Origin of the sequence: Clostridium sp. AM49-4BH (assembly GCF_003478335.1) — a bacterium.
Taxonomy (GTDB): domain Bacteria; phylum Bacillota; class Clostridia; order Lachnospirales; family Lachnospiraceae; genus Butyribacter.
Map to the genome: position 1 here is coordinate 15,128 of NZ_QUFB01000008.1, position 14,943 is coordinate 30,070.

Below are 14,943 nucleotides of genomic sequence, written 5' to 3' on the forward strand. Positions count from 1 at the left end.
CTTATCAGCCTTCAAATCTGGCAGAAGACAATAATTCATTCTTCATTTTAAAATAAGATGGTGTCATATCAACATAATGTTTATGCGGGTTTTCAAAGCGCTGCTCTTCCTCCCAAATTTCTTCCGAAAGCTGACGTTCCACATATTTTGCGATCTCTTTTACACTTGGGGTCGTTCCTACAAAACGCCCGTCAATAAATACCGGCTGCTGCAACGGAACAAATGTACATCCGGTAAATACTCTGTGTTTCCAAGGCTTGTTCGGATCGACATACTCTACTTCCCCAGAAGTTTCAATCTCTTCGTCTCTTCCGGCTAACAGATCGGCAATCGCCTTATGATTTTCATCATACACACGATATATCTGTTTCCAACCCGGATTGGTAATTTTTTCCACATTCTCCGAAATCTTAATGCGAGGATCAAAGATACCATCCTCTTCTACTGCCGCAATTTTATAAACTGCGCCAAAAACCGGTTCCGATTTCGATGTAATAAGACGCTCTCCAACACCAAAACTGTCAATGCAGGCTCCTTGTCTGACAAGGGACTGAATAGTAAACTCATCCAAACTGTTAGATGCAACGATCCGGCAATCTTTCAATCCTGCATCATCTAACATTTTACGCGCCCTTTTGGATAAATATGCAAGATCACCACTATCCAAACGAATTCCCTTTAATCGTTTTCCCATAGCTCTAATACTTCTTTCGCCACACGGATCGCATTCGGTACGCCACTGTGAAGGACATCATACGTATCTACCAACAGAACCGTTGCATCCGGATATAATCTGGCATACTTTTCAAACGCCGTAAATTCATCCTTATAAAACATGACCCAACTATGTGCCATCGTTCCGCTGACCGGAATATCAAACATCTGACCTGCCAATACTGTAGCGGTCGACGTTGCTCCACCGATCACTGCCGCTCTGGCACCATAGACAGCTGCATCCATATTGTGGGCTCTTCTCGCACCAAAATCTGACACTGCTCTGCCTGCTGCCGCATTGCATATACGTCTCGTCTTCGTTGCGATCAATGATTGATGATTGACCTCCAGCAAAACAGCCGTTTCGATCAACTGAGCATCGATCAATGGAGCTACTACCGTAACGATCGGTTCTCCAGGGTACATCACGGTACCTTCCGGAAGTGCATACACATCACCTCGGAACGTAAAACGTGCAAGATAATCTAAAAAATCTTCTGCAAAAATCCCCTGCTCTCGCAAATACGAAATATCCTCTGCCGTAAACTGTAGATTACGAATATAATCTACAATCTGTTCTAATCCGGCAAAAATCGAATATCCGCCACCATCCGGATTAGCGCGGTAAAACACATCAAATACTACTCTTGTATCCAAATCCTGTCCGACAAAATAGCCATTGCTCATCGTCAATTCATAAAAATCCATTACCATGGACAGGTTTCTCGCATCTTGCTGCCTCATAACCATCACTCCCTTTATTTCTGCACGACCATCAACAGCCGCCAAAAAAATATTTAAATATAACAAAAAAGCACGAGACGGGATTCGAACCCGCGACCCTCGCCTTGGCAAGGCGATACTCCACCACTGAGCCACTCGTGCGTTCTTCTATTTAGAAGAATTACTCACTGTGCTTTTCGCAAGCACAATGAGTATTCTACATGATGTTGCATTAATTGTCAACACATTTTTTTAATTTTTTTAATTTTATTTGAAGTACTTCACACCAGACTCGAAAATATGCTGGTTCTGGTTACCATAAATGTTGATCGCAACACCTTCACCAATACGCTCAGAATGTGCCATCTTACCGAGTACACGTCCATCCGGGCTGGTGATTCCTTCGATTGCTGCATAAGAACCATTTGGATTGAAGTCTTCATCCATTGTTGGCTTGCCAGACAGATCAACATATCTGGTAGCAACCTGACCATTTGCAAACAATTCATCGATAACATGCTGCGGTGCCACGAAACGACCCTCGCCATGAGATGCCGGGATCGCATATACTCCACCTAACTCTGCCTCCATAAGCCATGGAGACTGGTTTGTAACAACTTTCGTATATACTGACTTAGAAATATGACGTCCAATGCTGTTCGTCGTCAAAGTTGGTGCATCTGCTGTCTGCGGCTTGATCTCACCATATGGTACAAGACCAAGTTTGATCAGTGCCTGGAATCCATTACAGATACCAAGCGCAAGTCCATCTCGCTTCTGCAGCAGTTCATGTACTGCATCCATGATCTTTGGATTACGGAAGATCGATGCGATAAACTTCGCAGAACCATCCGGCTCATCACCGGCACTAAATCCACCGGAGAACATTAAGATCTGGGATTCCTTAATGGCCTGCTCGAACGCATTTACCGACTCTACGATCTGGCTTTCTGTCATATTCTTAAAGACTACAGTCTTTACCTGTGCTCCAGCCTGCTCGAATGCCTTTGTTGTATCATACTCGCAGTTAGTTCCCGGGAATACCGGAATAAACACCTTCGGCTTAGCGATCTTATTCGCAGCCGTGTATACTTTACCGGCATCAAATACTTTATCTTCCAGTTCTTTTTGTTCCACATCAGAACGTGTTGCAAAAACACTCTCCAAAGTACCTGTCCAAGCCTCTAACGCTTCCTTCATCGCAATCTTCTCGCTGCCGATCACAAAGTTTGGCTGCTCCGTTACAAGCGCGATCTTCGTATATTCTGTCGTAATGTCTCCTAAACGGTCTGCAGGTACTTCTGCAATGATAGAACCATACTCTTTTGCAAAGAGATCATCAATCGTCAAACCGTCATCCATAACAGCACCCAGACCATTACCGAATGCCATCTTGCTGACAGCCTCACATATTCCACCAAATCCGATCGCATAAGCAGATTGGATCAGACCACTGTGGATCATCTCAGTGATCTTGTCATACATTGCCATTACCTGACCGTAATCCGGAAGATCGTATTCATCTTTCTTCATCGTGAACTTCACAAGTACGTTGCCCGCCTGTTTCAGTTCCGGTGAAACAACATTTGGAAGATGATCTACATCAACCGCGAAAGAACATAGCGTAGGTGGTACATCAATATCATTAAAGGTACCGGACATACTGTCCTTACCACCAATGGATGGAAGTCCAAGCTTCATCTGAACATCATAAGCACCTAACAGCGCTGCCATTGGTTCACCCCAACGTTTCGGATCTGTTCCCAGACGACGGAAATACTCCTGGAACGTAAGACGGATCTTGTGGAAATCACCACCCGCAGCCACGATCTTAGCAACAGAAGATACTACTGCATAAACCGAACCGTGATATGGGCTCCACGAAGATAAATATGGATCCATGCCATAACTCATCATCGTCACTGTATCGCACTTACCAGACAATACCGGAAGCTTTGCTACCATTGTCTGTGTTGGTGTCAGCTGATTCTTACCGCCATATGGCATATATACACTTGCTGCTCCAATTGAGCTGTCGAACATCTCAACCAGACCCTTTTGAGAACATACATTTAAATCTTTTAAGGTTTCCAGCCAAGAACGGCGAATGTCTTTCTTTGGCTCTGCCTTTGTAAAATAATTCTCCTCTTTCTTTGGCATCGTAACAACCGCATCTGCTTCCTGATGTGCTCCATTCGTATCTAAGAAAGCACGGGAAATATCTACGATAACTTTGCCTCTCCATGACAATACTAATCTAGGCTCCTTTGTTACCTCAGCAACAACTACAGCCTCTAGGTTTTCCTCTTCTGCAAAGCCAAGCATTTTATCAACGTCTTCCGGTGCTACGACAACTGCCATACGCTCCTGTGACTCTGAAATAGCAAGCTCTGTTCCATCTAAGCCGGCATATTTTTTCGGTACTTTATCCAGATCAACCTGCAGACCATCTGCAAGTTCACCGATTGCAACGGATACACCACCTGCACCAAAGTCATTACATTTCTTAATGATCTTGCTGACTTCCTCACGGCGGAATAATCTCTGAATCTTTCGTTCTGTTGGTGCATTACCTTTCTGCACCTCTGCTCCGCACACATCAATAGATTTCGTTGTATGTGCTTTGGAAGAACCTGTTGCGCCACCGATACCATCACGGCCGGTACGTCCACCAAGTAAAATAATGCGGTCACCCGGATCACTGTTCTCACGGATTACATTACGACGTGGAGCCGCACCCATAACAGCACCGATCTCCATTCGCTTAGCAACATAATTTGGATGATAGATCTCATTTACAAGACCCGTTGCAAGACCGATCTGGTTACCATAAGAGCTATATCCTTTGGCAGCTCCGGTCACGATCTTACGCTGTGGTAATTTACCGGGAAGCGTATCTTTCATAGATACGGTAGGGTCTGCTGCACCCGTCACGCGCATTGCCTGATAAACATAACCACGTCCGGACAGTGGATCGCGGATTGCTCCACCAAGACAAGTTGCAGCACCACCAAACGGCTCGATCTCTGTCGGATGGTTGTGTGTCTCATTCTTAAAGAATACAAGCCACTCTTCCTCTTTTCCGTCGATCTCAACCGGTACAACGATAGAGCAGGCATTGATCTCATCAGACTCTTCCATATCATCTAACTTGCCATCTGCTTTCAGCTTACGCATAGCCATCAAAGCAATGTCCATCAAAGAGACATACTTATCCGGACGATCTGCAAAGATCTCCTTGCGCACTTCCTGATATTCCTCATAACTTTTCTCAATCGGCTCACGATAATAACCATCTTCAAAAGTAACATTTTTCAACTCTGTTAAAAATGTCGTATGACGGCAATGATCCGACCAATAAGTGTCTAGTACACGAATTTCTGTTACCGAAGGATCACGCTTTTCCTCTCCGGCAAAATAATTCTGAATATGTTTGAAATCCTGGAATGTCATAGCCAGATTTAAGGATTCATACAATGTACGAAGATCCTCCTCAGACATACTTTGGAAACCGTCAAAGATTGCAACATCTGCCGGATCTTCAAACTGCTGTACCAAAGTCTCCGGCTTCTCTTCGTTCGTCTCGCGGGAATCCACCGGATTGATACAATATTCTTTTAATTTGGCAACTTCTTCGTCTGTAAATTTTCCCTCAAATACATATGTTGTAGCAGAACGGATCACCGGATCTTCTTTCTCGTTCAAAAGTTTCACACACTGCTCTGCCGAATCTGCTCTCTGATCAAACTGTCCCGGTAAATATTCTACAGAAAACACAAGTGCATCAGTATCAACCGCAAATGTCTCTTCGAAATATTCGTCAACCGGCGGCTCTGAAAATACAGTACCTAATGCCTGACGGTAAGTAGCATCACTCAGATTCTCCACATCATAACGGATCAATACACGTACATCCTGCAATGCCGTAATACCAAGATAGCGGACCACCTCTTCTTTTAACTCTTTGGCACGTACCGCATAAGCTGATTTTTTCTCAACATATACTCTCTTCACATTTCCCATTGTATGCCTCCATTTCTTTTGTAACAGGATGGGTTCCTGCTAATCATATGCCTCACTCTTATTTGGATTCGCTAGAGGAAGAATCCGCCTCTGCCATCTTGCTCAAATCATCTGCAGTTACAATACTTGTCGTAACCGTTCCAATCTTCACATCATTCCAAACACTATCATACTTCTTGATCTGGTGTTTCTTCTCAAGTTTAGCAAGCCATGCATTATAAGCAGTCTGCTTTGCTGATGTGATCGCTTCATCACATGCAGAATCATAGCTTTTGTTTGAATTGTTATTTACCATCTTGATCAACATGGTATATCCGGTAGAACTATCTGTGATCACACCAGAAATCTCACCATTTTTCATCTTTTTGATCTTCTTTAAGTTGGCATCGGACAGATAAGTGCTCCAGCCCTCTTTCTCTGTGAAATTACCACTATTATAAGTAACTCCACTCTCTTTCTCGCTGCCAAGAAGCTTAGTAAAATCTTTTGCGGTCTTTGCCTTTGCAGCAAGTTCATTCAATTTCTTAGTATACTCTTTGATCTGCTTATCTGTTAATTTTGTTTCTGTTCCTGTACTGGAATCCGTAGACTTCTTAGCAAAGGAATAATACTGTACATCATACTGACGCAGATCCTTCTTAGATACATTCTTGATCGCATCTTTCTCGTTTACGGTAGCATCTGTCGTTTTCTTCTGATCTGCCTTATAGCGATCTGCCAAAATACGTTTTTCAAAACGTTTTGACAACTTCTTCTCAGAAATATTAAGCTGTAATTTCTGTACGAAAGAAAGGCCCTTGACTGCTTTCTTAGCCTGTGATCTTGCATCTTTTTCTTCATCCTTTGTCAGCTTATATTTTGCCTTAACAGCCTCATTATACAATACAGCATATTCTGTTTCTGCATTGATGATCTCCTGCTTAAGTCCCTCTGCATTTGTAACATTGCTGTCAACTGTGCTGTCAGTTCCCATATATCCGGCATCCCAGATAGAAGTTCCTAAATAGCTTTCATAAATCTCGTTGGATGGCAGATATTTGCTCTCTCTCTCATAGATTGGGTACATCATATCATCCATCGTGATCTTCTCACCATCGATCTTTAACACTGTGCTTGGCTTAAACTGTTGAATTCCAACGCCAATACATAATATAAGGATAAGAGCGACACAAAATCCCCCTAAAACATAAGTTTTCATGCCGGGACCATCGCTGGCGCCGCCAAGCTTAACCTTTGAATTCGTCTTCGGTGCAGAAGACGTCGATATAGTTTCCTCCTTCTTCCCCTGATTCATAATTTTCTTTGATGCATTCATGGTAAATCCTCCAAATTGTAATTTCTCTTTTTCTGCCTTTTGTCCAAAACGCAGAAACGCTATCTTCTATTTTATCAAAAAACAACTATAAGTCAATTATTATATTGCAGTTCACAACCATTTCACACCTTGTTTTCTTTATGAATACTCATCTTCAAAAAATAAATGAACGAAAGTAAAAAAACAAATTGACAAATAGCGTATAACATGTTAGTATATTAGTCGTGCTTGCGGAAGTGCTGGAATTGGCAGACAGGCTAGATTCAGGTTCTAGTGTTGCTTAGCGACGTGAGGGTTCAAGTCCCTTCTTCCGCATACTAAAAGGTAAGTCATTATTGACTTACCTTTTTTCTTTAATTAATACAAAACTGCTGTTGCGTAGCGCGACTTCACCATGTCAAAAGGGGCATCATGCTGTTTGCATGATGCCCCTTCTATGACACATTCATAAAAAGTTCTTAGTACTTGCGCTTACGAGCTGCCTCAGACTTCTTCTTACGACGAACGCTTGGCTTCTCATAATGCTCTCTTTTACGAATTTCCTGCTGGATTCCTGCTTTCGCACAATTTCTTTTGAAACGACGTAAAGCGTTATCCAATGTCTCATTCTCTTTTACGATTACATTTGACATAGTCTCACACCTAACCTCCCCTCAGTTGTAGATTATGCTTCAATACACAACTGTATAGGGTAATATATTTTACCATGGAAATCGCATTTCCATACGCACGAAATATATTATAGCATAATTTGCCAAATAGTCAACAACTTTTTTCATTGTTTACCATCGTTTATAAGCTTTAGTATCTAGGAATTCTGTAGCTATATACACCTGAAGTCTTTAATGCTACCGTCTTCTTCCCGGATTTAACGTTTGGCACAATACGAATCCAATAGATCTTACCCTTTTTGAGTTTCTTCTTGCCATACTTCTTAATAACTACCTTTCTTTTAGAAGCCTTCACGGTCTTTACTTTCTTAAATCCCTTAGACTGCTTGGTTGAAATAGACACGGTATAGGATTTTGCACCGGTAACCTTAGACCACTTTACAGTAAGTTTCTTTGACTTTCTGTTATAGGATCCTGTAACCTTTGTTGCATATCCAATTGACTTAAATCCGGACCACTCACCGTAAATCTTCTTGGCACCACAGTCAATGTATGGACGTACACGGTACTGAATTGCCTTACCATTAATAAAATTAGCGATACGTAAAGAACTAGATGACTCCGTAACCGTCTTCTTTAATTTGCCATTTACAAAGAACTGCCACTGAAAACCATCAACGTTATAGTTATTGGAAACCGCCATATAGTATACATTAATATTGCTAAGTGCAGATGTAATTCCAAATGTACTTGTACTTACCTTCGGACGCATCGTCTTCATATAGTCATAGCTGTAGGAGCCTCTTGCAATATATCCAGAGCTGGAACGTCTGCATGGATATGCATATGTCCAATAACTTGTACCAGGTGTCAACTTTCTGGAAGTCTTAACTGTCGTTGATGTACTTGCTCCAAGCAGTACATCATTATAATAGATCTGATAATAGTTTGCACCAAACGATCCACTGAACGTACCGGTAAAGGATGTCTGGGTAGCACCTGTCTGTACGAACTTGCTTGCACCTGTCTCCGGAGCTGTAACTACATCAATAGATGCCGATACATTTGCCTTACCAACTGCCACAAGTCCTGCAGAGTAATTATAATCTGTACATGTACCTACGCGGGCATAGTATGTCGTTCCTGAAGTAAGAGAGCTTGCAGATAATGAAGATGGATTCGAAGATACATCCATAACAACCCAATTCCTGTTATCTGTACTAAGCTCTAAATAATAGTAGCCTGCGTCAAGAATTGCATTACACTGCAGCTTGACGCTGTTCTTGCTGTCATCAATCTGCTTTACACCGGTCACTGCAGCCTGCGTCTGCACTTTTGCTGTCGCGCCAATGATCAAACCCAAGGCAGCAACAACTAATAATCTTTTGATTTTTTTCATAATCATCCTCCTTCTTAATGATTAAATAAAATATAAAATAGCGAAGTGGAAATTTTCCACTCCGCTATTAGTATATAGGAATTTGTGTCTTTATCAAGGCAAATATTCATTTTTGTACTGATTTATACAAAATCCACTGTATAATTTTGGCAATTATCCATAAATACGCTTCCACTACGCAAGCTGACTTTCGACAACAGAAACGACTTTGGCCAATGCATCCGGGATTCCAGCAGGGTTCTTACCGCCCGCCTGAGCCATGTTTGGTCGACCGCCACCGCCGCCACCAACTAAGGATGCAATCTCCTTGATCAGATTACCGGCATGTGCTCCTTTTTGGATAGCTGCATCTGTTGCCATCGCAAGCAGAGTTACTTTACCGCCATTAGCAGATGCAAGCACAACCACGCCGTCTCCAATCTTTTCTTTCATCTGGTCACCCAAATTGCGAAGACCATTCATATCTACATCCGGAACATCCATCGCAAGTACCTTCATACCTTTAACTTCTTGGATCTTGCTGTCAACATCTCCCACTGCATCATTGGCTAACTTCGCCTTCAGTTTCTCGTTTTCACTCTGCAGAGCTTTCAGTTCTTCTTGCAACGATGTCACTTTCTGCAACAGCTTTGCCGGCTCTGCCTTAGCTGCCTTAGCAACTTCTTTCAGAAGCTCTTCTTGCATTGCGTAATGCTTCATCAAGCCATCACCGGTGAGTGCTTCAATACGGCGCACACCTGCCGCAACACCGCTTTCCGAAATGATCTTAAAATATGAGATCACACCGGTATTTGCTACATGCGTACCACCACAAAGCTCCACACTGAAAGCTTCCTCTCCGTCTGCCTTCATCTGTACTACACGAACTTTGTCTCCATATTTTTCACCAAACAACGCCATAGCACCTGTCTTCTTAGCATCCTCGACAGACATCTCTTCTGTGACAACCTGCAGATTTTTGGCAATCTGTTCATTAACGATTGCCTCTACTTTTGCAATCTCTTCGTCTGTCATCGCAGAGAAATGTGTAAAGTCAAAGCGAAGACGCTCTGCATCCACATAAGAACCTGCCTGCTCAACATGGCTTCCAAGCACTATACGAAGTGCTTTTTGCAGCAAATGTGTTGCACTGTGATTCTTACCGGTATTCTGTCGATTTGCAGCATCCACAGTCAAGGTAACAGTATCGCCAACCTTAAACATACCCTTGGTAACAACGCCAACATGTCCAATACGTCCACCCTGCAGATGGATCGTATCTTTCACTGCAAACTCATTATCACCTTCTGTAATCGTTCCCTTATCAGCAGTCTGACCACCCATTGTTGCATAAAATGGCGTCTCATCTACAATGATCGTTCCTGTCTGACCATCCGTAAGCGCAGATACTACCTCCTCTTCTGTTGTCAGAACAGAAATCTTGGAATCGTGTGTTAAACGGTCATATCCGACAAATTTACTGGTGATCGTTGGGTCGATATGCTGATAAACTGTCTCTTCTGCGCCCATATAATTGGTTGTCTTGCGAGCTCCTCTTGCCTTTTCTTTCTGTTCCTGCATGGCAGCCGCAAATCCTTTTTCATCGACCGTATATCCCTTTTCCTGCATGATCTCCAAAGTAAGATCCAACGGGAATCCATACGTATCATACAATTTAAATGCATCAGCACCTTTCAGTTCTTTGGCTCCGGACGCTTCCAGCTCTTCCTGCATCTGTGTCAGAATGGTGAGTCCCTGATCGATCGTTTTGTCAAACTTTCCTTCCTCCTGAGACAATACCTGCAAAATAAACTCTTTTTTATCCTCTAACTCCGGATAACCATCCTTAGACTCTGCAATAACTGTTTGGGCAAGTTCTGCCATAAACTGCTTGTCAATTCCAAGTTTACGTCCATGACGTACTGCACGGCGGATCAAACGACGAAGAACGTAGCCGCGTCCTTCATTACTAGGCATGATACCATCAGAGATCATAAATGTAGAGGAGCGAATATGATCTGTGATCAAACGAATGGAAACGTCTTTTGCTTCATCACTCTGATATGTTGTACCGGCCAACTCACAGATCTTATCACGGATTGCTTTCATCGTATCAATGTCGTATACGGAATCGACATCCTGTACAACAACTGCCAAACGCTCAAGTCCCATACCGGTATCAATATTCTTATTCTCTAATTCGGTATAGCCACCTTTGCCATCCCCATCAAACTGGGTAAATACATTATTCCAGATCTCCATAAAGCGGTCACACTCGCAGCCGACTTTACAATCCGGCTTTCCACAGCCGTATTTTTCACCGCGATCATAATAGATCTCAGAACATGGACCACAAGGACCTGCACCATGCTCCCAGAAGTTATCACACTCACCGTTCTCATCACGATAAAAGCGTGTGATCTTTTCACCCGGAACGCCAATCTCTTTTGTCCAGATATCGTAAGCTTCCTCATCCTCTCCATAGATTGATGGATATAATCTATCCGGATCCATTTTCAACACTTCCGTCAAAAACTCCCAAGACCAGGCAAGTGCTTCGTGCTTGAAATAATCTCCAAAGGAGAAGTTACCGAGCATCTCAAAGAACGTGAGATGTCTCGCTGTCTTTCCGACATTTTCAATATCGCCGGTACGTACACATTTCTGACATGTAGTCACGCGTCTTCTCGGCGGAATCTCCTGTCCGGTGAAATATGGCTTCAGAGGAGCCATACCGGCATTGATCAGCAGCAAGCTGTTGTCATTATGTGGCACCAAAGAGAAACTCTTCATTGCCAAATGACCTTTGCTTTCAAAAAAATTCAAATACTTTTTACGAAGTTCGTTTACACCATATTTTTCCATGGTTTTCGCCCCTTTTCTATATTGATTTCATACTTCTTCTAAAACGACCCGCTTAGCACAAACGTCTTATTTCGCACCTTCTGAAATTGTAGCAATATCGACGATAGATAACTTATCTTCCTCGTTTTCCAAACTGGTAAGCAGTGCATCTGCCGTATCCAAAGATGTTAAACAATTTACACCGGTCTCAATTGCTGTACGGCGGATCAGGAAGCCATCCTTTAACTTATCGCCGTGCGTTGGTGTATCGATAACCAGATCGATCTGATGCTCTAACAGCAGATCCATCAGTGTCGGTGACTCTTCATTGATACGGTTTACAGCCACAACCTGTACGCCATGCTCATTTAATACTCTGGCAGTATTTCTCGTTGCAAAGATCTCATATCCAAGAGCCTTGAAACGACGTGCAATATCGACAGCCTCTAACTTATCCGCATCCTTTACGCTGAGTATCATCTTTTTATGCTTTGGAAGATCAACGCCTGCGCCTAAGAACGCTTTATACAACGCCTCATTAAACGTCTTGGCAATACCCAGACACTCACCGGTAGATTTCATTTCCGGTCCCAAGCTGATCTCTGCGCCGCGAAGCTTTTCGAAGGAGAATACCGGCATCTTAATTGCCAAATATGCTGCCTTTGGTGCAAGCCCCGGCTCATAACCAAGATCTCTGATCTTCGCACCAAGGATCACACGAGAGGCCAGATCAACGATCGGGATACCCGTCACTTTACTGATATATGGAACGGTTCGGCTGGAACGAGGATTTACTTCGATCACATACACCTCATCCTGATATACGATAAACTGAATGTTGATCAATCCAATAACATGCAGTGAACGCGCTAATTTTCTTGTATAGTCAACAAGCACATTCTGAATCTTTTCAGAAATTGTCTGTGCCGGATAAACAGAGATACTATCTCCGGAATGAATACCTGCACGCTCAATGTGCTCCATGATTCCAGGGATCAAAATATCCTCGCCATCACATACCGCATCCACTTCGATCTCCTTGCCCATCAGATATTTATCAATGAGGATCGGATGCTCCTGATGATAACGGTTGATCACTGCCATAAATTCTACAATATCCTTATCATTCACGGCAATCTGCATGCCCTGTCCCCCCAATACATAGGAAGGACGGATAAGCACCGGATATCCAAGTTCATTAGCTACCTTAAGCGCTTCTTCTGTTGTAAAGACAGTGTCACCCTTTGCACGAGGAATGCAGCACTCCTCCAAAATATCATCAAAAAGTTCTCTATCCTCCGCAGCATCAACGTTCTTTGCGCTGGTTCCTAATATTTTAACGCCCATTTTCATCAAGGATTCTGTCAGGTTGATCGCTGTCTGTCCACCGAACTGCACAACTGCTCCATCCGGTTTTTCCAAACGAACGATATTCTCAACATCCTCTGGTGTCAACGGCTCAAAATACAATTTATCAGCGATATCAAAGTCTGTACTTACCGTCTCAGGGTTGTTATTTACAATGATCGTCTCATAACCTTCCTGCGACAACGCCCACACACTGTGTACAGAGCAATAGTCAAACTCAATTCCCTGTCCGATTCGGATCGGGCCGGAACCGAGTACCATGATCTTTTTGCGTTCGTGGTTATCTTCCACTTCGTTTTCGCCATCAAAACAGCTGTAATAATACGGCGTTTCAGAAGCAAATTCTGCTGCGCAGGTATCTACCATCTTAAACGCTGCGGTGATACCATACTCATAGCGAAGGTTCTTTATCTCCTCTTCTGTTTTTCCTGTCCAACGTGCGATCACGTTATCCGGGAATTCCATACGCTTTGCCTCTTTGAGAAGTTCTTTATCTAACTTGCCTCCACAAGCTTTGATCTTCTTTTCCATTTCCACTAAGATCGCGATCTTATCAATGAACCATTCATCGATCATTGTGACCTCGTGGATACGATCATAACTTGCAATACCACGGCGAAGAATCTCTGCGATCAAGTAAATGCGGCGGTCATCAATTACATGAAGCTGTTCTAATACTTCCTCATCAGACATATTATCATAATCACCGGTTTCTAAGCAGTCCACATGCTGTGCCAGAGAACGAAGTGCTTTCATCAAGCCACCCTCAAAGCTGGTACAGATACTCATAACCTCACCGGTTGCTTTCATCTGTGTTGTCAATGTACGTTTTGCCGTAATAAATTTATCAAAAGGAAGTCTTGGAATCTTGACAACCACATAATCAAGTGCCGGCTCAAAACTAGCATACGTCTTACCTGTTACCGCATTCGGGATCTCATCTAATGTGTATCCCAGCGCGATCTTCGCAGATACTTTGGCGATCGGATATCCGGTTGCCTTTGATGCTAATGCAGAAGAACGGCTCACACGAGGGTTTACCTCGATAACAATATATTCAAAAGAGGTCGGATGTAAGGCGAACTGTACGTTACATCCACCGGTAATACCAAGTTCATCAATAATACGGAGTGCAGAAGTACGAAGCATCTGATACTCTTTATCCGACAACGTCTGTGATGGCGCAACAACGATACTATCACCGGTATGTACACCAACCGGATCTAAGTTCTCCATATTACATACCGTAATACAGGTTCCGTTGCTGTCACGCATAACTTCATACTCTATCTCTTTCCAACCGGCGATGCAGCGCTCAACAAGCACCTGTCCTACACGAGAAAGACGAAGTCCATTTGATAAGATCTCCTCCAATTCTTCGCGGTTATGTGCAATACCACCGCCGGAACCACCCAAGGTGTACGCCGGACGAAGAACCACCGGATAACCGATCTTTTCAGCAAACGCAACACCGTCTTCAATATTTTCCACCAATTCAGATGGTGCACAAGGCTCACCGATGCGCTCCATCATATCCTTAAATTCCTGGCGTCCCTCTGCATTACGGATCGTCTCCGCTGTTGTTCCGAGAAGTTTCACGCCATGAGACTCTAAAAATCCGGACTCTGCTAATTCCATTCCTAAGTTCAGTCCGGCCTGCCCACCCATATTCGGCAAAAGACTGTCCGGCTTCTCAACCTCAATGATGTGTTCGAGCACTTCAACCGTAAGAGGCTCGATATATACTTTATCTGCAATATCTTTATCCGTCATGATCGTCGCCGGATTGGAGTTTACTAAAATAACCTCCATGCCCTCTTCTTTCAAAGAGCGGCACGCCTGCGTTCCGGCATAATCAAACTCAGCAGCCTGTCCGATAATGATCGGACCGGAACCTATTACTAATACTCGCTTAATTCCTTCTAACTTTGGCATACGAAAACCTCATTTCTTTTTGTATTTTATTG

Annotated in this window: 6 protein-coding genes, 2 tRNA genes and 1 pseudogene; 1 reads left to right on the forward strand and 8 read right to left on the reverse strand. The window is 43.2% G+C overall.

All coding sequences use genetic code 11. The annotated features are described in order from the left end of the window. Positions 1-4: 4 nt before the first annotated feature. The 4 genes and pseudogenes from DW981_RS03770 to DW981_RS03785 form a co-directional block, all read right to left on the reverse strand. Positions 5-1,464 (reverse strand): annotated as a pseudogene (locus DW981_RS03770) (nicotinate phosphoribosyltransferase). A gap of 63 nt (positions 1,465-1,527) precedes the next feature. After that, positions 1,528-1,599 (reverse strand) — tRNA-Gly (locus DW981_RS03775). A gap of 105 nt (positions 1,600-1,704) precedes the next feature. Then, positions 1,705-5,460 (reverse strand): phosphoribosylformylglycinamidine synthase, encoded by a 3,756-nt coding sequence (locus tag DW981_RS03780; RefSeq protein WP_118506831.1) that lies wholly within the window; start codon positions 5,458-5,460, stop codon positions 1,705-1,707. A 58-nt stretch (positions 5,461-5,518) separates the two neighbouring features. Further along, positions 5,519-6,775, reverse strand: coding sequence for a peptidyl-prolyl cis-trans isomerase (locus DW981_RS03785; RefSeq protein WP_118506832.1), 1,257 nt, complete (start codon positions 6,773-6,775; stop codon positions 5,519-5,521). A 230-nt stretch (positions 6,776-7,005) separates the two neighbouring features. On the opposite strand from DW981_RS03785, the gene DW981_RS03790 reads away from it, so the two are divergent. Next, positions 7,006-7,090 (forward strand) — tRNA-Leu (locus tag DW981_RS03790). 143 nt (positions 7,091-7,233) lie between these two features. On the opposite strand, the gene rpsU is transcribed toward DW981_RS03790, so the two are convergent. The 4 genes from rpsU to carB all read right to left on the reverse strand — a co-directional run bounded on the left by rpsU (position 7,234) and on the right by carB (position 14,911). Then, complete coding sequence (rpsU, locus tag DW981_RS03795; RefSeq protein ID WP_022013401.1) at positions 7,234-7,407, reverse strand: 30S ribosomal protein S21; 174 nt, start codon at positions 7,405-7,407, stop codon at positions 7,234-7,236. Between the two features lie 169 nt (positions 7,408-7,576). After that, on the reverse strand, positions 7,577-8,785 hold the full coding sequence (locus DW981_RS03800; protein ID WP_118506833.1) for a hypothetical protein: 1,209 nt from the start codon (positions 8,783-8,785) through the stop codon (positions 7,577-7,579). 174 nt (positions 8,786-8,959) lie between these two features. After that, on the reverse strand, positions 8,960-11,629 hold the full coding sequence (gene alaS / locus DW981_RS03805) for an alanine--tRNA ligase (protein WP_118506834.1): 2,670 nt from the start codon (positions 11,627-11,629) through the stop codon (positions 8,960-8,962). 66 nt (positions 11,630-11,695) lie between these two features. Beyond that, the gene (gene carB / locus DW981_RS03810) at positions 11,696-14,911 is read right to left on the reverse strand and encodes a carbamoyl-phosphate synthase large subunit (protein WP_022025780.1); all 3,216 of its coding nucleotides are present in this window, start codon (positions 14,909-14,911) and stop codon (positions 11,696-11,698) included. Positions 14,912-14,943: the final 32 nt, after the last annotated feature.

Bases quoted from the DNA above. Each gene is read 5' to 3' on its own strand.
- DW981_RS03780 (WP_118506831.1), bottom strand. From the start codon at position 5,460: ATGGGAAATGTGAAGAGAGTATATGTTGAGAAAAAATCAGCTTATGCG.
- DW981_RS03785 (WP_118506832.1), bottom strand. From the start codon at position 6,775: ATGAATGCATCAAAGAAAATTATGAATCAGGGGAAGAAGGAGGAAACT.
- rpsU (WP_022013401.1), bottom strand. From the start codon at position 7,407: ATGTCAAATGTAATCGTAAAAGAGAATGAGACATTGGATAACGCTTTA.
- DW981_RS03800 (WP_118506833.1), bottom strand. From the start codon at position 8,785: ATGAAAAAAATCAAAAGATTATTAGTTGTTGCTGCCTTGGGTTTGATC.
- alaS (WP_118506834.1), bottom strand. From the start codon at position 11,629: ATGGAAAAATATGGTGTAAACGAACTTCGTAAAAAGTATTTGAATTTT.
- carB (WP_022025780.1), bottom strand. From the start codon at position 14,911: ATGCCAAAGTTAGAAGGAATTAAGCGAGTATTAGTAATAGGTTCCGGT.